Origin of the sequence: Chryseobacterium sp. GP-SGM7 (assembly GCF_049166575.1) — a bacterium.
Taxonomy (GTDB): domain Bacteria; phylum Bacteroidota; class Bacteroidia; order Flavobacteriales; family Weeksellaceae; genus Chryseobacterium.
Map to the genome: position 1 here is coordinate 364,982 of NZ_JBMHFF010000001.1, position 20,004 is coordinate 384,985.

Below are 20,004 nucleotides of genomic sequence, written 5' to 3' on the forward strand. Positions count from 1 at the left end.
ATACTATACTTAATTTTAAATCACTTCTTTCGGGAAGTGATTTTTTATTTGGAAAATATAAAAATAGAATTTTGGCACAAAACAGGCTTTATTCAGCTTCAATTCTTAAATTTGTCTTTATGAATTATTTGGAAGCTTTAAGCAGAAGATATTCTGTAAAAAAATTCAATCCTGATTTAATGATTCCCCGGGAAACACTTCTCAGCATCTTAGAATCAGGAAAATTGGCAGCAAGTTCTTTAGGATTGCAGCCTTATAAAATATTGGTGGTGGAAAGCAAAGAAATGAAGGAAAAATTAATTCCTGCGTTCTACAATCCTTCACAGATTTCCACTTGCTCACATTTGGTGGTGATTGTTTCAAAAAAAATGATTGAAGAAAATTACATCAATGGTTATTTTAATCATATTTCGCAAGTCAGAAATATTGAACTGGAAAAGCTTGATTTATTTAAAAACAGCATCAATCAGCATATCGTTAAAAAAAATGCAGACGAACTTTTCAACTGGGCAGAAAAACAATCTTATATCGTTTTGGCAAATATGATGTACGCTGCAGCTATTGAAAATATCGATACTTGCCCGATGGAAGGTTTCAGACAAGATGTAATTGAAGAGATTTTAGATACCGATTCTGAAAAAGAAAAAGTAACCGTCACATTGGCATTAGGTTACCGCTCTGAAGAAGACCACTTCCAACACTTGAAAAAAGTAAGAAAACCAAACGAAAAATTGTTTAAATTTATTTAATTATTTAGACGATTGTCTTAAAGCAAGAATATGATAAAAGCGGATGTATTAGTGATTGGTTCCGGAATTTCCGGGTTGTCTTATGCCATAAAAGTTTCCGAACAGTTTCCCGATGCCAAAATAATCATCGTAACAAAGTCTGATGAAGACGAAAGCAATACAAAATATGCTCAAGGCGGTTTAGCGGTCGTTACTGACTCTAAAAACGATAATTTCAGCAAACATATAGAAGACACCATGAGAGCCGGAGACGGTGAAAATAAACGTGATGTCGTAGAAATGGTTGTAAAAGAAGCTCCCGCAAGATTTAACGAAATCGTTGAATGGGGTGCAAATTTTGATAAGAAAAACGGAGAATTTGCACTTGGAAGAGAAGGCGGTCATACCGAAAACAGAATTGTTCACCACAAAGACATCACTGGTTTTGAAATCGAAAGAGCTCTACTTCAAACCGTAAAAAACAGTCCGAACATTGAAATTCTCGATCACCATTACGTTATCGACATCATCACGCAGCATCATGTTCCCGGAAAAGTATTAAATGAAGGTGAGATTAATTGTTACGGAGCTTATATTTTAGATGAAAAATCTAAATCTATTAAAAAAATCACTTCCAAAATCACTTTAGCAGCAACTGGCGGAGCTGGTCATGTGTATAAAAACACCACCAATCCAACAATCGCAACCGGTGACGGAATCGCTTTCGTGGCCCGTGCAAAAGGAAAAGTGACCAATATGCAGTATTATCAATTCCATCCGACTGCTTTGTACAGCAAACTTGATGGAATGCTGTTTTTAATTTCTGAAGCAGTTCGTGGCGATGGCGCGAAATTAAGAACGAAACGCGGTGAAAAATTCATGCACAAATATGATGAAAGAGAAGAATTGGCTTCCAGAGACATCGTTGCAAGAGCCATCGACGCAGAAATGAAAATTACAGGAGACGAATTTGTTGGTCTTGATTGTCGTGAAATGGATCATGAAAAATTTCTCGAACATTTTCCGAATATTTATAAAAAATGCAAAGACGAAGGCGTTGATCCTTTTAAGCAGTTAATCCCGGTAGTTCCGGCTTGTCATTATTTGATGGGAGGAATCGAGGTTGATAAAGACGGACAATCTTCATTAAATAATCTTTTTGCAGTTGGTGAATGCACCAATTCCGGACTGCACGGTGCCAATAGATTAGCTTCAAACTCATTGCTGGAAGGTTTGGTTTTCGGTCATAACGCTGCTATGAAAACTGTAGAGCTTTTAAAAGAAAATGATTTTAATTTTGATGATTTAAAAGCCGTTCCGGAATGGAATGAAGAAGGAATGAAAATTATTGACGAAATGGTGATTGTCTCTTACCTCAGAAAACAGCTTCAGGAAATGATGAGTGACTTGGTAGGTATTGTAAGAAGTAACAGCAGACTAAAAATGGCTTTGAGAAAACATTCTGAAATCGCTGCTGCCGTTGATGAGATTTACCACTACTCTATTCTTTCACCTCAACTTTCAGAATTAAGAAATCTTACAACCGTTGCTCATCTGATTATCACTCAATCAATGGAAATGACTCAGAATAAAGGAGCTTTTTATAATAAAGATTTAGTTCAAGCATAATTGATTATTAATTTAAAATCCTCAAAAAGTAAAATTTAAAGTTTACTACAAATTTTGAATATGCTGGAAAAAAACAATGAACAATACATCAGTTGGATTTTAGATTTAAAACAAAAAATTCAGCAAAGACAGATCAAAGCGGCAATTCAGGTGAATTCTGCTTTGATAGAAATGTATTGGGATTTGGGTAAAGAAATTTCTGAACGAAATTTTGAAAACACGTATGGTTCTAGCTTTTTTGCTCAATTAAGTAAAGATTTGCGTTCAGAATTTCCAGAAATAAAAGGCTTTTCTGAAAGCAATTTAAAATACTGCAAAAGATTCTATCTCTTTTATAATCAAGACAATGAAATTCGTCAACAAGTTGTTGACGAATTGAGGAATAACATCTTTCTAATTCCTTGGGGGCATCATGTTACCATGATGACTAAATGCTCAACTTCAAAGGAAGCTCATTTTTACATCAGAAAAACAATTGAAAATGGCTGGAGCAGAGCCGTTCTCTTAAATATGATTTCCGGGAAATTAATAGAAAGCCAAGGAAAGGCAATTAATAATTTTTCAACCACACTTCCCGACTACGAAAGTGATCTGATCAGGGAAACATTAAAAGACCCTTACATTTTTGACTTTATAAGCGTTACAGAAAACTACAAAGAAAGAGAATTAGAAAATGCTTTGACCGAAAACATTTCGAAATTTTTGATAGAACTTGGAAGTGGTTTTGCTTTTGTAGGAAAACAGGTAGAAATCTCCGTAGCAAACCAATCTTTTTTTATTGATTTACTTTTTTATCATATTAAACTGAAAAGATATGTAGTTATCGAACTAAAAACCGGACATTTCGAACCGGAGTTTGCAGGAAAACTAAACTTCTATGTAACAGCCGTTGACAAACAAATGAGAGATGAAAATGACAATGCCACAGTTGGAATGATTATCTGCAAAGATAAAAACGAAATTATAGCAGAATATTCTCTCACAGATCTTCATAAACCGTTAGGAATTTCTTCCTACGAACTTAAAAAAATATTACCCGAAAATTTCAAATCTCACCTTCCATCCATTGAGGAAGTTGAAAATGAATTAAAAAAATTACACTCATGAAAAGACCAGGCTACGCAACCGATAAAGTTTTAAAACAGTTCATTAAAAATGCTCTGGAAGAAGACATTCAGGATGGTGATCATTCTACGCTGTCTACAATCCCAAAAGACCTTCAGCAAAGTGCAAAACTTTTAGTGAAAGAAAACTGCATTTTGGCAGGTGTGGAATTAGCTGAAATTATTTTTAAGACGTTCGACAAGAATTTAAAAGTGGAAAACTACATCAAAGATGGTGAAGTGGCAAAAGTAGGCGACATTGCATTTATTGTAACAGGAAGCGCAAGATCGATTCTTTCAACGGAAAGATTAGTTTTGAATTGTATGCAGAGAATGAGTGGTATTGCAACTTTAACACATGATTGGGATTCACGCTTAATTGGTTCAAAAACAAAACTTTTAGACACCCGAAAAACTACTCCCAACTTCAGGGTTTGTGAAAAATGGGCAGTTGCAATCGGTGGCGGAACCAACCACAGATACGGACTTTACGACATGATCATGCTGAAAGACAACCATATCGATTACAACGGAAGCATCACCAATGCAGTAAAAATGGCAAAAGATTATGTAAAAAAATCTAAGAAAAAACTTAAAATAGAAGTTGAAACCCGCAATCTCGAAGAAGTGCAGGAAGCCATCGATGCAAAAGTTGACAGAATTATGCTCGATAATATGGATGTTGACATGATGGCTAATGCAGTAAAACTCATCAATGGTTCTTGTGAAAGTGAGGCATCGGGCGGAATTACAAGAAACCAACTTAAAGAAATTGCTGCTACAGGAGTTACTTACATCTCTGTAGGAGCGCTTACACACTCGGCTGATAATATAGATTTAAGCCTGAAAGCGCATCAATAAATCATTACATTTTTAATAAAAACAGAAGCCATTTGTTAAAAATTAAATAATATGATTTTTTTCACATGAAAATTCATATTTTATATTTTATACTGAATATCAACGCGTTAAGCTTTGTTGAGAATAGTTAAAAATTAACATTCAGTTAATAATAGTTAAATTTTATTTGCCGACTTTTGCACAAAATATAATTCTAACTATTACTTACGATTATGAAATTAATCAACAAATCGATGCTAACTGTGATGATTTCACTTTCTACAGCTAGCGTTTATTATGCACAACAGACCCAAGACACTGTAAACACAAGGTCGAAGGACATTGAGCAAGTTGTATTGACAGGTGTTGCCGATCTTGCAAAAGACAGAAAAACTCCGGTCGCTGTTTCTACAATAAAAGAAGCACAAATTGTTGAAAGATTAGGAAACCAGGAGTTTCCTGAAATTTTAAAATCTACACCATCAATCTACTCAGCTAAAGGCGGTGGAGGTTTTGGTGATGGACGTATGAACATCCGTGGTTTTGATACAAACAATACTGCTGTAATGGTCAACGGGGTACCTGTAAATGGTATGGAAGACGGAGCTGTATATTGGAGTAACTGGTTAGGTCTTTCAGACGTAACTTCAGCAATGCAGGTTCAGAGAGGTCTTGGTTCTTCAAAATTAGCAATTGCCTCTGTAGGAGGAACTGTAAATATTATAACAAGAGCTGCAGATAAAAAGAAAGAAGGAAATGTAATGTTGGGAGTTGGTAATGATGGATATTTAAAAACATTATTTTCTTATAATACTGGTAAGTCAGCTAAAGGATGGTCTACTTCATTCTTAATGGCCAGAACCGCTGGGTCAACTTATATTGATGGCTCAGAATTCGAAGCATACAATTACTATTTCGCATTAGGTTATCAACCAAACGAGAAACACGACTTCCAATTTACTTTCACAGGATCTCCTCAAAAGCATATGCAGAACTTCCAGAGTTCGATTGCAAACTTCATTAAATATGGAAATGGGGTAGATGATCCTAATAGAAGATACAACTCTAACTGGGGCTATATGAATGATGAAGTAATGTCTCAATCTATTAACTTCTACAGTAAACCAGTGGCATCAGTAAACTGGGATTGGAAAATCTCTGAGAGATCAAAATTATCTTCGGTTCTTTACGGATCTTGGGGAAGAGGTGGTGGAACCGGAGTTATCGGAAGTATAAATGGTACAAGTATCAACAACCTTCCTAAAACTGCTGACGGTTTAATTAGATTTGACGACATTCAAGCATGGAATCAAGGGCAAAACGTAATCTGGAATCCTGCTGTAGCAAATAACACAGGAATCAATGCAATAAATAAAACACCTGGTATAGTTACAAGAACCAACGGTCTTGCAAGAAGAGCGAGTATCAATTCTCATGACTGGTATGGGTTACTTTCTAATTTTCAACATAAAATCAATGAAAACTGGAATTTCTCAGGGGGTATTGATTTAAGATATTATTATGGTTATCACCCAGGTGTATTAACAGATCTTTGGGGAAATACCAAATATATTGAGAAAGATAATATGAATAATCCGGGAGGCTATGATGTAACTTTAGTACAAAATGCAGCGCCTTCAGCTAATCCTTTTGCAAAATCCGTTAAAGATAAAAACCAGATTGTTTACAGAAACTATGATGGTCAAGTTCTTTGGGGTGGACTTTTTGGACAACTTGAATATTCAAATGATAATATCTCTGCGTTTGTGCAGGGTTCAGTTTCAGAACAAGGTTACAAAAGAATTGACAACTGGATTATTGACGGAGTTACCATTCAACAAGGTCAAAAGGTAAATATTAAAACAGATACAAAATTCCTTTTAGGATTTAATGCTAAAGCTGGTATCAACTATAATATTAATGATCAGCACAATGTATTTGCAAACGTTGGATATTACGAAAAACAGCCACTGTTTAACTCTGTTTACAACTCACCTCTTGCTCCAAACAATGCTACTGTTAACCCTGCGATTAATACTCCAGATGGAAGAGCGACAGGAAATCAGCAGATTGTAAACCCATTATTAACTAATGAGAAAATTGCTTCTGCAGAATTAGGTTATGGTTTCAGAAGCGGAATTTTCAACGCTAACGTGAATGCTTATTACACTTCTTGGAAAGACAGATATCAAAGATTTACAGGACTTGTAGTTCCTATCAATCCTAGTTTACCAGCAACAGGAACAAATCTTTACAACAGACCTTTTGCAAATTTAACAGGCATTCATGAAATCCACATGGGAATTGAATTTGAAGGAACTGTAAAAGCTACAGACTACCTATCTTTCAATGCAATGTTCTCTATCGGAGATTGGAAATACAAAGGTAACGCAACTGGAACTCTTTACGACGAAAACGGAACTCCTATCTCATTAAATGGTAAAAATGAAGTAGAATTTGCATTAGACAAAGTGAAAATTTCAGATGCTGCTCAAACTACTGCTGCATTAGGATTTACACTAAAACCAGTTAAGGACCTAAACGTATTCGCTACTTGGAATTACTACGAAAACTATTACGGTTTAATTAATTTCAGTGACATTTACGTTCAACCTAACGGATCTACTAATAATAATGGTAAGAAAGGAGCTTTAGAATATCCTAGTTATAATTTGTTTGATGTAGGCTTATCTTATTCATTCAAAGTAGGAAACGGACAGAGATTAGTATTAACAGGTAACATATATAACTTACTTGACACAACTTACATCTCAGACGGTAAAACATCTAATCACGTAAAAGATGTAGCAGATTTCAAAACTTCTACTAATACAGATGCACAAGCACAAGCGTTATACAACACTTACATCAACAATCCTTTGAATTTCTATAAAGGACTTGATACTACCAACACCGTTTATTTTGGTTTCGGTAGAACTTGGGCAGCATCAATTGCATTCAAATTCTAATAATTTAGAACTTATTAAACACCAAATCCCGGCTTTATAGCTGGGATTTTTTTATATTTGTACACTTAATAAATAGAAAAAATAGAAGTATGGATTTTTACAAAATTTTTCTGAGTGCTCATAAAGGATTTGGGTATTTAGAGTTGGTTTTAATAACATTATTTGTTATTGCTCTCTTAACTACAATGTTCGGATATAGCGGAAAAGTAAATAAATTTTTGAAGAAGACTACCCTCTTTACAATGATTTTTTTCCATGTACAGTTCTTAGTTGGAGTATGTTTATTATTCATCTTCTCGCCAGGTTTCAAAGCTGCTTTAGATTCCGGAACATTAATGAAAGATGCATATAGCAGACAAACATTTGTAGAACATCCATTTTCTATGCTTATTGCAGCGGTTTTGATGACGGTTATCAACAAAAAAGTAAAATCTAATGACACTATTTCTTTAGGGATTGTGATTATGGGATTAATCGCAGTAGGTTTATTCGCATTTGCATTTCCGTGGACAAGAGTCTTCGGAGCTTAATTTATATTAACTTAATTTTTTTAAACAACAATGAAAGTAGCTGTAGTAGGTTCAACAGGAATGGTTGGACAAGTGATGCTAAAAGTTCTCGAAGAGAGAAACTTCCCTGTAACAGAGTTAATTCCGGTAGCTTCGGAAAGATCTATTGGTAAACAGGTGAAGTATAAACAGGTAGATTATACTATCGTAAGCATCGACGACGCTATAGCTGCCAAACCCGAGATTGCCATTTTCTCAGCGGGAGGTTCTGCTTCTTTAGAATATGCTCCAAAATTTGCAGAAGCGGGAATTACCGTGATCGATAATTCTTCAGCGTGGAGAATGGATCCCACTAAAAAATTAGTCGTTCCGGAAATTAATGCTGATGTTTTAACGAAAGAAGATAAGATTATTGCAAACCCAAACTGTTCTACCATTCAGTTGGTCATGGTTTTAGGTCCGTTGAATAAAAAATATGATTTAAAAAGAGTAATTGTTTCTACTTATCAGTCTGTAACAGGAACAGGTAAAGCTGCTGTAGATCAATTGAACGGAGAAATTTCCGGTGACGATTCTGTTGCTAAAGTTTACCCTTATCAAATCTTCAAAAATGCTTTGCCACACTGTGATGTTTTTTCAGATGACGATTATACGAAAGAAGAAATTAAACTAATGAAAGAGCCTAAAAAGATTTTAGGCGACGACACATTCAATCTAACAGCAACTGCAGTAAGAGTTCCGGTTCAGGGAGGGCATTCTGAAAGCGTAAATATCGAATTTGAAAACGAATTTGAATTAGACGAAGTAAGAAAAATTCTATCTGAAACTCCAGGTGTTATTGTAATGGATAACGTTAAAAACAACGAATATCCAATGCCTTTATATTCAGAAGGAAAAGATGAAGTTTTCGTCGGAAGAATCCGAAGAGATCTCTCCCAGCCTAAAACGCTCAATCTCTGGATTGTAGCAGACAATCTGCGAAAAGGCGCTGCAACAAACGCAGTACAGATTGCAGAATACTTAGTAGAAAACAACTTAGTATAAACTAACAAAAAGAAAAAGAGTCTCCAAAAGAGATTCTTTTTTTTATCGAATAATTTTTGGTTGATTGATTTTGGTTGTTGGTTGATAATTAAAAAAAGTTCCAAAGGGATGGTCTTCTAAAGGATAGGATAAAATCCTATTAAGAAATTAAAGAAATAAAATGAAAACAAAAAATATCAATAAAGATAAAATCGGGTTTCAAAAACTCATTGCGGTTTTCGGGATAATTCTTTTTGCAGGTAAAATCATTGCCTGGAAACTTACAGATTCCGACGCTGTTTTCTCTGATGCCATGGAAAGTATCGTGAATGTAATCAGCGCATTTATGGGTTTATATTCTTTACATCTAGCGTCAAAACCAAAAGACGACGATCATCCTTACGGCCATGGAAAGGTAGAATTTGTAACCTCCGGAATTGAAGGTGCTCTTATTGCCATCGCCGGAATCATGATCATTTACGAGGGTATTAATAGTTTGGTAACAGGCAAAATTTTAGGCAAATTAGACTGGGGAATCGCCATTATTGCAGCCACTGCGATAATAAATTATATTCTGGGTTATATTTCCATCAAAAAAGGCGAAAAAGAAAATTCTTTGGTCTTAATTTCGTCGGGAAAACATTTACAATCCGATACAATTACAACATTGGGAGTGGTTATCAGTTTAATTGTTGTCTATTTCACAAAAATTTTCTGGATAGATTCTGTGGTTGCTCTAATCTTCGGTTTCTACATCATTTTTGTCGGCTACAAAATCGTACGAAAATCTCTGAGAGGAATTATGGATGAACAGGATCCCGAACTTTTAAACAACATCATTCAGCTTTTAGAAGAGAACCGAAAAACGGAGTGGATCGATATTCATAACATGAAAATCCAGCAGTTTGGTTCTTCACTTCACATCGATGCACACATTACACTACCCTATTATTATAGTCTTCGTGAAGCTCATCAGGAAATGGAAAACGTTATTATGCTTTTGGCTAAAAATACCAAAAGAACCGTTGAATTTAATTTTCATATGGATGATTGCAAGACGATTTCCTGTCCGGTTTGTCAGATTATGGATTGTCCGGTACGTGAATTACCTTTTGCAAAACGTATAAAATGGACTCCGGAGAATGTGACGAGTATCGAGAAGCATACCGTTTAAAAATTTTTTCAGAAGCTATTTCCAGCTCTGCGCTCATACTCCTCGCTCCAAAGCTTTCCCACATCAAACCTTCTACTTTTCCAGCGTTTGCTGTGGGGTAACTGCTACGATCTGGGCTAATAAACAAGAAGTCATAAATTTAATCCTGAGTTATATTTTTCAACAAGATCTGCTTTCTATAATAAAACAAAGGAATAATGAGAAGTAAAATTATTGGTTGTATCACAAACCTTCTCATATAAAAAGAAAAAAGATAACCAATCTCAAATTGATCTGAGATACAATAAAGGTAAATAGGAAAAGTAATGACAAAAATAATAGAAATCAAAACGGCTCCCTGAATCGTCCATTCTTTATTTCTAAACATAAAATGAATGATAATGCACGAGAAAATAAGATTCAAAACAAACCTGAAAAGATGGCTCGCTACAAGTTTTCCCCATTCAAAACCGGGAAAAGCAAGAAGTTGATCTGCCTCATGAAAATAATTCAGAAAAGGATCATAAAAAATCCTGTCTTCGAGCATTCTTACCCCCACAAGTCCGCAAATCCCAAAGAATACTAAAAACCAACTAAGAATTTTCATTTTTCAAAGCAAAAAATTTAATCCAGACCAGCCAAAGAATCACCACGCTTCCATATATTATCGCAGGAAAAGCATAATCATGCGCCATCTTGCCATACTGTTTATAATCGCTATAAACAATATTCAGACCTACAATTCTCAAAACATTCATGATGTAAAGAAGTAGCAGACTTACTGCAGCAAAAACGAAAGTTTTAGTTCCTTTATAAAAAGCGAAAATAAAAGCAACAAATAAAATAAGAATCGAGATCGCATTACAGCCTTCCACCATCCGCGTTACAAAAACCGTCTTTACATGAAACCAAATCTGCTGTTTGGAAACATCATCATAAAGTGCCGAAGGAAAACCCAGTGTATTTTGCACAAACATTACCTGTTTCGCAATCATTCTGGAATAAGGATCAAGACCAAATTCTTTAAAACTGTTGAGGTAAAACTGATACGCAAAGAGCAACACCAAATAAATGATGATAAAACGCAACAGGATACCCAAAACAGGTTTAAAGTCTTTTAACATGCTGCAAAGATAGCAATTAGCATGTAAATTAGTATATTTGTGACCATATTATGACTTCGGAAAACGCAAAATTATTTTTTGAAAACCATTTTGGTGAGAAATCTACAGAATTTGTCACTTTAGCTCAAAGCGGTTCCGCAAGAGTAAACTTTCGGGCGGAAAATCAAAACGGAAAATACATCATTACTTATAACGAAAATATTGCTGAAAACGAGAGCTTTCTGTATTATTCTGAAGTTTTTTCTGATTTAAATCTGAACACCCCAAAGATATTTTCTGTGTCTGAAGACAGAAAAATATACATTCAGGAATTTTTGGGCGCCAAAACTTTTTCAGAGATTATTGCTGAAGAAAGTTTGTCAGCAAATGTACAGTCACTCGTAAAACAGACACTTCAAAAACTTTTCGAGCTTCAGACAAAAGCCAACGGGAAAATTGATTTTAAAAAAACTTTTGAGTATGAAAATTATGATGAATTTCCCGTAATTCACGATCTATACTATTTCAAAAACTTTGTTGCTGATGTTTTGGAACTGGAATATCACAAATCAACTCTACTGAAAGAATTCAGAAAAATCGTTTACCTCATCGAAAACCTAGAACCAAAAGGTTTAATGATCCGCGATTTTCAGGCAAGAAATATCATAGTCAATGATAAAAATGAAGTTTCATTTATTGATTATCAGTCGGCAATGAAAGGTCCGTTGATATATGATGTGATTTCTTTTCTTTTTCAGGCTAAAGCTAATTTTCCGGAAGATTTCAAAAATGAAATGCTTGAATTTTATATTCACCAGTTTGAAAATAAAAACATCCAGAATCAACTAAGAAACTCGGTAAAACCAATTCAGATGATGAGGTTCTTGCAGGTTTTGGGAGCATATGGTTTCCGTGGACTGATTCAAAAAAAGCAACATTTCATTTCAAGCATCGAGAAAGGAATTGAAAATATTTCAGAATTTGCTCAAAACCGGGAGATGATGAATGATTTCCCTGAACTCCAAAAAGTGATAGAGCAATTGAGTTTGGAAAAAACGAAGTTAAAAATTGAGGAGATATTAAACCATTAAGTTTAAAACGTACACTTTGTCATTCCGGAGGAATCTCAATTATTAAATGGAATTGGCATTGCTTAGATTCCTACGGAGTGACAAAATGTGAAAATTTAAATATTAAAAAAAATAATTTAAAATAAAAATATGCTACACATAGACATTCACAGTTTTTCATATAAAAAAGGAGGGATACCAAAAGATAGTTCCGGGAACGGAGGCGGTTTCACATTCGATTGCCGAGGAATTTTAAATCCCGGAAGAGTGGAAGAATATAAAATCCAGACAGGAAACGACATCGGTGTTCAGGAATATCTGGAAACAAAAACCGATATGCCTCAGTTTTTAGAATTAATTAAAAATTTGATTTCTATTAATATTGATAATTATTTGGGAAGAGGTTTTGAAAACCTGCAAATTAATTTTGGGTGTACAGGAGGTCAACACAGATCGGTTTATTCGGCTATAAAAATTGCGCATTTCATTGAAGAAAAATACGGTGAAAAAGTAGAAATCAGCCTTCATCATGATGAACAGCACCAACTTAATCATAAGTAATGGATAATTTGGAATAAGTAATATTTTAACTTCTTCAATTATATTATTTATATTTAACACATTCTCAATAATCAATCTTTACCAATTACTCATTACCCATAACTATGAAGGCATTAATTTTTGCTGCAGGAAAAGGAACCCGCCTGAAACCATTTACAGATCATCATCCGAAAGCTTTGGCTCAGGTAAATGGCGTTCCGCTTTTGGAAAGAAATATTAAATATCTGAAAGGTTTCGGAATTACAGATTTCGTCATCAACGTTCATCATTTTGGTGATCAGATTATTAGCTTTTTAAAGGAAAACAATAATTTTGGCTGCAAGATTGAAATTTCTGATGAATCGAACGAATTACTGGAAACCGGAGGCGGCTTGATTTTTGCTAAAGAATTCCTCAATCACGGCGAAGATTTTCTCATCATGAATGCTGATATTCTAACGAATATAAAGATCGATGATTTTGTAAAATACCATAAAGAAATTAAAGATTTTGCTACCTTAGCGGTTTCAGACAGAGAAAGTTCGAGAAAATTGCTGTTTAATGACGATTTGGTTTTGCGGGGTTGGCTTAATATACAAAGCGGAGAACAGCGTCTTGCAGAATTCAATAAGGGATTCAGACCATTGGCGTTTAGCGGAGTTCATTGTATAAATCCTGTGATTTTTGATAAAATTAAGAGAACGGGGAAATTTTCTGTGATGGAAGAATATCTGGATCTAATGCAGACCGAAAAAATTCATGGTTTTGTACACGACTGCATTTTAGTAGATGTAGGAAGGCCGGAATCTGTGATTGAAGCAGAAAAATATTTTAAATAATTTGAATGAAAACTGAAGGAACGAGAGACGAAAGTATAGAAAATACAGAATTAGACATTAACGAAACAAAACTTCAAAACAGCCTGAGAGAAAAAACCTGGGACGAAATTGTTACCAAAGACAGCTGGATGGTTTTTAAAGTAATGGCCGAGTTTGTTGATGGTTACGAAAAAATGGCAAGAATAGGACCTTGTGTTTCTATTTTTGGCTCTGCAAGACTGAAACCTGAGACCAAATATTATAATATGGCAGTGGAAATTGCCGAAAAAATCACGAAAATTGGTTTTGGAGTCATTACAGGAGGCGGTCCCGGAATTATGGAAGCAGGAAATAAAGGTGCTTTCAATGCTCAGGGAAAATCGATTGGCTTAAATATCGACCTGCCTTTTGAACAACATTTTAATCCTTACATCAACAAATTATATTCACTGAATTTTGATTATTTCTTTGTAAGAAAAGTGATGTTTGTAAAATATTCTCAAGGTTTTATCGTAATGCCGGGCGGATTTGGAACTTTGGATGAACTGACGGAAGCTTTAACTTTAATTCAAACCAATAAAATAGGAAAGTTTCCGATTGTTTTGGTAGGAAGTGAGTTTTGGGGCGGTTTATTAGAATGGTTTAAAGAAACTTTACTAAGAGACGGGATGATTTCTGAAGGTGATCTGGATCTTTACCGTGTGGTAGATACTGCGGATGAAGCGGTTGCACACATTAAAGCTTTCTATGATAAATATTCTGTTAACGTTAATTTTTAATTGGCACTAAATTTGACCCGTTTTATTTAGCAAAATGCTATAAATTTGTAATTGAAATGAAAAAAATTTTATATATATCGAGTATTTTTACATTTTTGATATTAATGAGTTTTACAGTTTGGGATTTCTTTTCTTCGATGACGAAGGTAGATTATATCGACGGAAGCAAAACTTTGAAATTCACGACTAAAATGAATACCAGTCATATCTCAGATGCTATTAAAATCAACAGAAATACTGCCGGTTTTGAAGCAGAAGTAAAAAAATATGTAAACAATAACTTTGATGTATTTGTAAACGGTTCTCCGAAAACGTTAACTTTTACAGGAAGTCAGGTAAGCGGCGAAACAGTTTGGGTGTATTTTGAAACAGGAGGTGTTTCTGACATCAGCAGTTTAAAAATAAAAAATACGATACTTTTAAGCGCATTTCCGAAGCAGGTCAACCTGGTGAATATTGCTTATAAAGGAAATCAGAAAACAATGAATTTTCAACGCGGAAAAGAGGTAAATGAAATAGATTTTTAGAAAAAAACAAATTTTAAAACCATAGAACCATTGCAATTGCAGTGGTTTTTTGTTTAATGTTTTAAGAATTTATATTTGGGTTAAATTTAATTACGATTTAATTTTGCTGATAAAGGTAGCACTCCTACGGAGCGCTTTTTTTGTGGGATTATTGTTAATCTCTACAAAAGTTTTTGCTCCTACGGAGCAAACATTTTTATATCGAATTTAATTTGCAGTCCTAATGCTCTAAAGCTTTCCTATATTATATTTATGCTAATTAAAGTTAATGAGCATTCAGCTCAAAAAATAAATATAAACACATTCAGAAATAAAAACGACGAACATTGCTGTCCGTCGTTTTCTATTTATAAAAGAATCAAATTACTTATTGACCTTTAATTTTGAAATCGTCAATTTCCCATGTTGCCGCTGCAGAACTTGTTGAAGTATATTTGAATGCAATTCTTACGTTTTTACCTAAGAAAGCAGCCAGATCTACATTTCCTGAGCTTACCCAGTCACCAAATGCCGCATTGTTTGTATCTAATGTAGCAGGTAAAAGAACCCAAGTTGTAGTAGCAGGATTTCCTGTATAATTTTCTGTGGCGTAAACCTGAAGAGTAGGTCCTGAATATCTTACATCACTGATGAAAGATACAGCAGCTTTAGTTTTACCTACCAAACTTACCGTTTTAGAAATTAACCAATCTTCGTTTGCCGGATTATTTAACGGAGCACTCATCACGGCATAATAATTAGTTCCATTACCCTGGTTAGAAGTATTCCAAACCTGAGCGCCTGCAACATTTACAACAGTCCAGTCTGAGCTGAAACCACCCGCAGCAAAATTATCACTGTATAATGCAGGAAGCGGTATGTATACTGAACCATCACATCTAGGATCATCTAAATCAGCTCCCAAAACATCTGTAATCCATAATTGGTAAGTCCCATTGAATATGCTTAATATACCGTAAACATCACCTTTTCCAGATTCTATAACCTGACCTGCAAAATCTGCAAAATTACTTGTTCTCAAAAGAACTTTATTACCAGAACAATCTTCTAATGTTCTATTGGTAACGGCTCCGGAAGCATATACTTTTTCTAAATCTCCTGCAATGAACTGAAGATTTTTAATCTTAACCCATTTACCAACATCGGCCATTGTAAATTGACCAATTGTTCTCTCTGTAGAAGTAACGGCAGTAATTGCCTTTTTAGAATCAAAGAAATATTTATAAACATCAGTTTCTGCAATTCTACCAACAGCACCACTGAATGGAGTTCCCAACTGAACTTCTCCGTTAACTGCGCCTACATATAAGTTTTTAAGTTTTACATAAACTTCCTTACCAACAACAAATCTGGGGTCGTTGTACATATCTGCTTTGTCGATATTAATTCTGATACCTCCGGTAGCATCTTCTACATAGATATATTTGAAAAGATTTCCAGATTTATCATTCGCAGTTACTTTAGCTTTAAGAACAAAATCTCCCGTAATTAACGTAAGAGGGCTTGTTGCCAATTGCTTAACGTCTGCAACAGTTTTTTGAGTCAACCCATTATCACTGTACTCGCAAGGATTTGAGGCAATACCATCAATTCTTGGAAAATTGTTCATCGCAAGATCTGTAGCCTTGTTGATATACATTTGGTAAGTACTGTTGAATTTACTATAGATCCCAACAAATTTACCGTTTCCTGAAGGTAAAATCTGATTGGCAAATGATGCATAACCACTGTTTCTTACCACTCTGGTTGTCGTTGTACTGTTATCTCTGATAAGTCTGTCTACAGTAACTCCGTTCGGAGCGTAGTTTGTACATAAAATTCTGCTGTCGAATTCTGCATTGTTCATTTGAATCAAACATCCGATATATTGATCGTTTGCAGAAACCATCTGTAGAGAAGTCATCACTTTAGGTACAATATTCGCTCTTACAGAACAAGATCTGTAAATTCTTGCAGGTACCAATTTTTCAGGGATTCTTGATACGGAAGTTGCTGCTGTTTCAGTTCCATTTTTTACCCCTAACTGTACTACTCCACCGTAAGTCCCTAAAGATAAACCAGCCAGTTTAACATAGATTTTAGAACCTTGAGGATAATTTGTGTAAGTACTTACCGCATCCACACTGATGACAAACCCCTGAGTCGGGTTTTCAGGTTTATCCTGAATATAAATTGTCTTGTAAATATTCCCTGTTTCGTCAGTAGATGAAACGTAACCTTCTACAATATCAGTAGAATTATCCGGGAAAGTGAAAGCTGTAGTTGTATATTTCGCTCTTAATTGAGTAAGCGTCATTGTAGCAGTAAGATCTGCACACTGATAACCATCAAGATTGGGCTCGTTATATTTATCGTCATGCACACAGCCTGTAATAACAAGCGAAGCAAAGATTACGAAAATATATTTTAAAATTGAATTATATTTTTTCATTATAGTCTCTTTTTTAGAATCTTAAATAAACATTTGTAAAGAACGTCGTTCCTCTGTCATACCAAAGTTTTGGTCCGAAATATGGTGTTTGTCTCTGAGATTCCTCAAGTACACCAGGGAAATTAGCCAATCTTCCTTGTTCAAATCCACCAGTAACGTAATTTCTGTTATTAAGAATATTGTTTACCGATACACTGATACCTAATCTGTACTCACCAATTCTGAAAGATTTTCCGGCATTGGCATTTAACATAAACTGATCATCAAATTTTGTCTGCTTTGTTAATTGCTGAATTAATTCAGGAGTAGCACCCGGATAAGGATCGTTTGTCGCAGGATTTGTGTACATATAAGCTGTTTTATTTAAAGCTGAGAAATCAAGATACTGATCCATTAAATAATTTGCAGAAGCACCAACCCACCAATATTTAGGTGAATTGTATTTCAGGCCAAAAGAAAATGCTTTTTGAGGAGTTCCTGCTACTTTATAATCTTTAATATTTGCTTTTCCATAACTTCTAAAGTCATTTAAGTCATCAAAAGAATATACATCAGGACGGTTTGTATACTTATATTCACCAATACTTGCAACTCCGGTCGCATTCAATGTTGGTGTAATTTTCACGTCAAAGCCAAGCTCTACACCCATATATTTTTTATCAACACCCGTCATAGCTTCGTTAATCAAAGTGTTTACAGACCCTGTCTGATCACTTACTGCCGCATAATATCTTGAAATTTCTGTAGAATTGCTAATGGTAGTATAGTACCCTGAAATTCTTAGTTTTAAAACCTGACTTCTTAAGATATAGCTCAAATCATTCGAATTAATGATCTGGTTTTTAACTCCCGGAGTCAAATAATCTACAGCTCTCGGGTTAATATACAATTCATTCAATGTAGGAGCTAAACTAAAGAATGCACCGTTGTACACAATAAAGTTTTTACCATTGATCTTGTAAGTTACTTTACCTTTCAAACCTGCATCCAAAGCGTCATAGATTGCACTTTTCCCTTTAGAATTGTTTTGAAAACTTGCCAAACCGCTTCTGAAATCACCATCTCTCTGAGATTCTGAATAAGAACTGAAAATAGACGCTATAACATTAAATTTGTTGAAATCTACTTCAGATGATACATTTAAAGAGTAATGATTTTTCGACAATTCATAAGAATACTGAGTTCTGTCTCCTACTCTTACCTGTGTATTTGCATCATCCGTATTATAAGGTACATCATTGTTGAATGCATTTAAATTATAAGCATATTCTGCACCCAATAAATCTTTAACTCTTCTAAAGTTATCTGATTTTAAATTCTGATAATTAAAGTTAACATTTAATTTCCAGTTTTCCTTTAATCTTGTGTCAAAGTGAGAGGCAAAGTTGAACGTTTTATCTTTATTTACATCTTCTACAACGCTGTAAACTGCACCTCTTTTAGAACCATCCATATTTTGGTTATTAAGGTAGTTTGCCTGATAAAGACTATTCCAATCGATTTGAGATTGTGCTCTGAATTCATCCGCAGTTAAAAGTCCGTAGCTTGGTAATTTTCTGTAGTAAGTAGGATTCGGGTCAGCGGCGTGAAACCAGTCTAGTCTGCTTCTTGCATCGCTACCGATTTGGTAAGAAACTGTGTTAATCCAGTTAGAGTTTTTCCCTATTTTTAAATAATCAGTAAGCATAAACATGGGTTCGAATACTTTTCTGATTCTTGAGTTTCTCTTTTCACCATCTTGCCATCCCCAATATGAGTTGTAATCTTTACCCATGATGTCATAAACTTCCTGAGTATTTGGTGAATTTGAAGCTCTGTATGTAGGAGAACCGAAACCAGTGAAGTTGATAGAGTGTCTTTCACTGAGTTTTTTCTCAACCGATGCAAAATATGCATACGCATCCTGATAAACTCCATCGATAATTGCCTGATCTCCCCATCTTCTGCTTCCGGAAAATGTGAATGCCCAACCGCTTTTGCTCATTCCAGAAGAATAAGTTGCCATTGCTCTGTGCAAATAACTTCTGTTGGTAAATGAATATGCTAAAGATGTTTGTTTTCTGTAAGAAGAAGCTCTCGTATTATAATAAGCTACACCTCCCAAATTACCAAAAGTATATTCTGAAGGAGTAATATTGTCTACATTTTCGAAAGGATATCTGGTTACATCATTTAAACCTCCCCAGTTGCTGAAGTCGATTCTTCCGTCATCATTTTTAGACATAGATACCCCGTTGAACAATACATCTTCAAAACGGTTATCAACTCCTCTTGCTCTGAACCAATATGCTCCCAACTCAAAAGCAGAAACATTTTGAAATGCATCTCTACCAGAACTCAAAAGTCCTACTGTTGGCTGCATAGAAGAACCACTATCATCAGAATCATTGGCAGAATCGTCAATCACAACTACTCCGGCGTCAGTTGCCGAACTATTGTTTAGCATAATTACACCTAAGTCTTTTCTCTTCTCATCGGCAGTTACGTCAAACTCTAAAATCTTAGATTCAAAATTTGGTTTTGTAACAGTAATAAGATAATGTCCTGGCTTCAAGTCTACAAACTGGAAGTAACCGATTTTATCAGCAGTTACATCATCAACAGATTGTTCAAGATCAACCTCAGCTCTCTCTATTGGTTTGCCATCCTGGCCTTTAACGTACGCAAAAACAGTAGTTTGTGCATAATAGTAAGATGCAGGCAATAAAGTAAACAAAGAGATTAGGGATAGTTTTTTAATCATAATAAACTTATTTTAAAACACCTTCTTTATTTAAGGGGC

The 20,004-nt window shown here is 34.8% G+C and carries 17 protein-coding genes; 13 read left to right on the forward strand and 4 right to left on the reverse strand.

Going from position 1 to position 20,004, the window contains the following annotated elements; genetic code table 11:
- Positions 1 to 119: 119 nt before the first annotated feature.
- The 8 genes from ACOOWA_RS01730 to ACOOWA_RS01765 all read left to right on the forward strand — a co-directional run bounded on the left by ACOOWA_RS01730 (position 120) and on the right by ACOOWA_RS01765 (position 9,975).
- Positions 120 to 749, forward strand: a complete 630-nt coding sequence (locus ACOOWA_RS01730) for an NAD(P)H-dependent oxidoreductase (RefSeq protein ID WP_421372828.1) — start codon at positions 120 to 122, stop codon at positions 747 to 749.
- Positions 750 to 779: 30 nt separating this feature from the next.
- Positions 780 to 2,357 (forward strand): L-aspartate oxidase, encoded by a 1,578-nt coding sequence (gene nadB / locus ACOOWA_RS01735; protein ID WP_421372829.1) that lies wholly within the window; start codon positions 780 to 782, stop codon positions 2,355 to 2,357.
- Positions 2,358 to 2,417: 60 nt separating this feature from the next.
- Complete coding sequence (locus ACOOWA_RS01740; protein ID WP_421372830.1) at positions 2,418 to 3,464, forward strand: PDDEXK nuclease domain-containing protein; 1,047 nt, start codon at positions 2,418 to 2,420, stop codon at positions 3,462 to 3,464.
- Positions 3,461 to 4,321: a carboxylating nicotinate-nucleotide diphosphorylase gene (nadC, locus tag ACOOWA_RS01745; protein WP_421372831.1), complete on the forward strand. Its 861-nt coding sequence runs from the start codon at positions 3,461 to 3,463 to the stop codon at positions 4,319 to 4,321. Before ACOOWA_RS01740 ends, nadC begins: the two co-directional genes overlap by 4 nt.
- A gap of 212 nt (positions 4,322 to 4,533) precedes the next feature.
- Positions 4,534 to 7,269: a TonB-dependent receptor gene (locus ACOOWA_RS01750; protein ID WP_421372832.1), complete on the forward strand. Its 2,736-nt coding sequence runs from the start codon at positions 4,534 to 4,536 to the stop codon at positions 7,267 to 7,269.
- A gap of 89 nt (positions 7,270 to 7,358) precedes the next feature.
- Positions 7,359 to 7,799, forward strand: coding sequence for a hypothetical protein (locus ACOOWA_RS01755; RefSeq protein ID WP_421372833.1), 441 nt, complete (start codon positions 7,359 to 7,361; stop codon positions 7,797 to 7,799).
- 30 nt (positions 7,800 to 7,829) lie between these two features.
- Complete coding sequence (locus tag ACOOWA_RS01760; protein ID WP_421372834.1) at positions 7,830 to 8,822, forward strand: aspartate-semialdehyde dehydrogenase; 993 nt, start codon at positions 7,830 to 7,832, stop codon at positions 8,820 to 8,822.
- Positions 8,823 to 8,982: 160 nt separating this feature from the next.
- Complete coding sequence (locus ACOOWA_RS01765; protein ID WP_421372835.1) at positions 8,983 to 9,975, forward strand: cation diffusion facilitator family transporter; 993 nt, start codon at positions 8,983 to 8,985, stop codon at positions 9,973 to 9,975.
- A gap of 139 nt (positions 9,976 to 10,114) precedes the next feature.
- On the opposite strand, the gene ACOOWA_RS01770 is transcribed toward ACOOWA_RS01765, so the two are convergent.
- On the reverse strand, positions 10,115 to 10,561 hold the full coding sequence (locus ACOOWA_RS01770) for an exosortase F system-associated membrane protein (RefSeq protein WP_421372836.1): 447 nt from the start codon (positions 10,559 to 10,561) through the stop codon (positions 10,115 to 10,117).
- Positions 10,548 to 11,078 (reverse strand): exosortase family protein XrtF, encoded by a 531-nt coding sequence (xrtF, locus tag ACOOWA_RS01775; protein WP_421372837.1) that lies wholly within the window; start codon positions 11,076 to 11,078, stop codon positions 10,548 to 10,550. Before xrtF ends, ACOOWA_RS01770 begins: the two co-directional genes overlap by 14 nt.
- Positions 11,079 to 11,128: 50 nt before the next feature.
- Between xrtF and ACOOWA_RS01780 the strand changes: the two genes are divergently transcribed.
- The 5 genes from ACOOWA_RS01780 to ACOOWA_RS01800 all read left to right on the forward strand — a co-directional run bounded on the left by ACOOWA_RS01780 (position 11,129) and on the right by ACOOWA_RS01800 (position 14,791).
- Positions 11,129 to 12,148, forward strand: a complete 1,020-nt coding sequence (locus tag ACOOWA_RS01780; RefSeq protein WP_421372839.1) for an aminoglycoside phosphotransferase family protein — start codon at positions 11,129 to 11,131, stop codon at positions 12,146 to 12,148.
- A 129-nt stretch (positions 12,149 to 12,277) separates the two neighbouring features.
- On the forward strand, positions 12,278 to 12,688 hold the full coding sequence (locus tag ACOOWA_RS01785; protein ID WP_421372840.1) for a RapZ C-terminal domain-containing protein: 411 nt from the start codon (positions 12,278 to 12,280) through the stop codon (positions 12,686 to 12,688).
- Between the two features lie 104 nt (positions 12,689 to 12,792).
- A complete protein-coding gene (locus ACOOWA_RS01790; RefSeq protein WP_421372842.1) occupies positions 12,793 to 13,506 on the forward strand; it encodes a nucleotidyltransferase family protein in 714 nt (237 codons plus the stop codon).
- A 5-nt stretch (positions 13,507 to 13,511) separates the two neighbouring features.
- Complete coding sequence (locus ACOOWA_RS01795) at positions 13,512 to 14,264, forward strand: TIGR00730 family Rossman fold protein (protein WP_421372843.1); 753 nt, start codon at positions 13,512 to 13,514, stop codon at positions 14,262 to 14,264.
- A 56-nt stretch (positions 14,265 to 14,320) separates the two neighbouring features.
- Positions 14,321 to 14,791 (forward strand): DUF6702 family protein, encoded by a 471-nt coding sequence (locus tag ACOOWA_RS01800; RefSeq protein WP_421372845.1) that lies wholly within the window; start codon positions 14,321 to 14,323, stop codon positions 14,789 to 14,791.
- Positions 14,792 to 15,158: 367 nt separating this feature from the next.
- Here ACOOWA_RS01800 and ACOOWA_RS01805 read toward each other — a convergent pair whose 3' ends face one another.
- Both ACOOWA_RS01805 and ACOOWA_RS01810 read right to left on the reverse strand, forming a co-directional pair.
- On the reverse strand, positions 15,159 to 17,222 hold the full coding sequence (locus ACOOWA_RS01805) for a DUF5689 domain-containing protein (RefSeq protein WP_421372846.1): 2,064 nt from the start codon (positions 17,220 to 17,222) through the stop codon (positions 15,159 to 15,161).
- Between the two features lie 13 nt (positions 17,223 to 17,235).
- Positions 17,236 to 19,965 carry a carboxypeptidase regulatory-like domain-containing protein gene (locus tag ACOOWA_RS01810; protein ID WP_421372847.1) on the reverse strand — a complete coding sequence of 910 codons (2,730 nt, stop codon included), beginning with the start codon at positions 19,963 to 19,965 and terminating at the stop codon, positions 17,236 to 17,238.
- Positions 19,966 to 20,004: the final 39 nt, after the last annotated feature.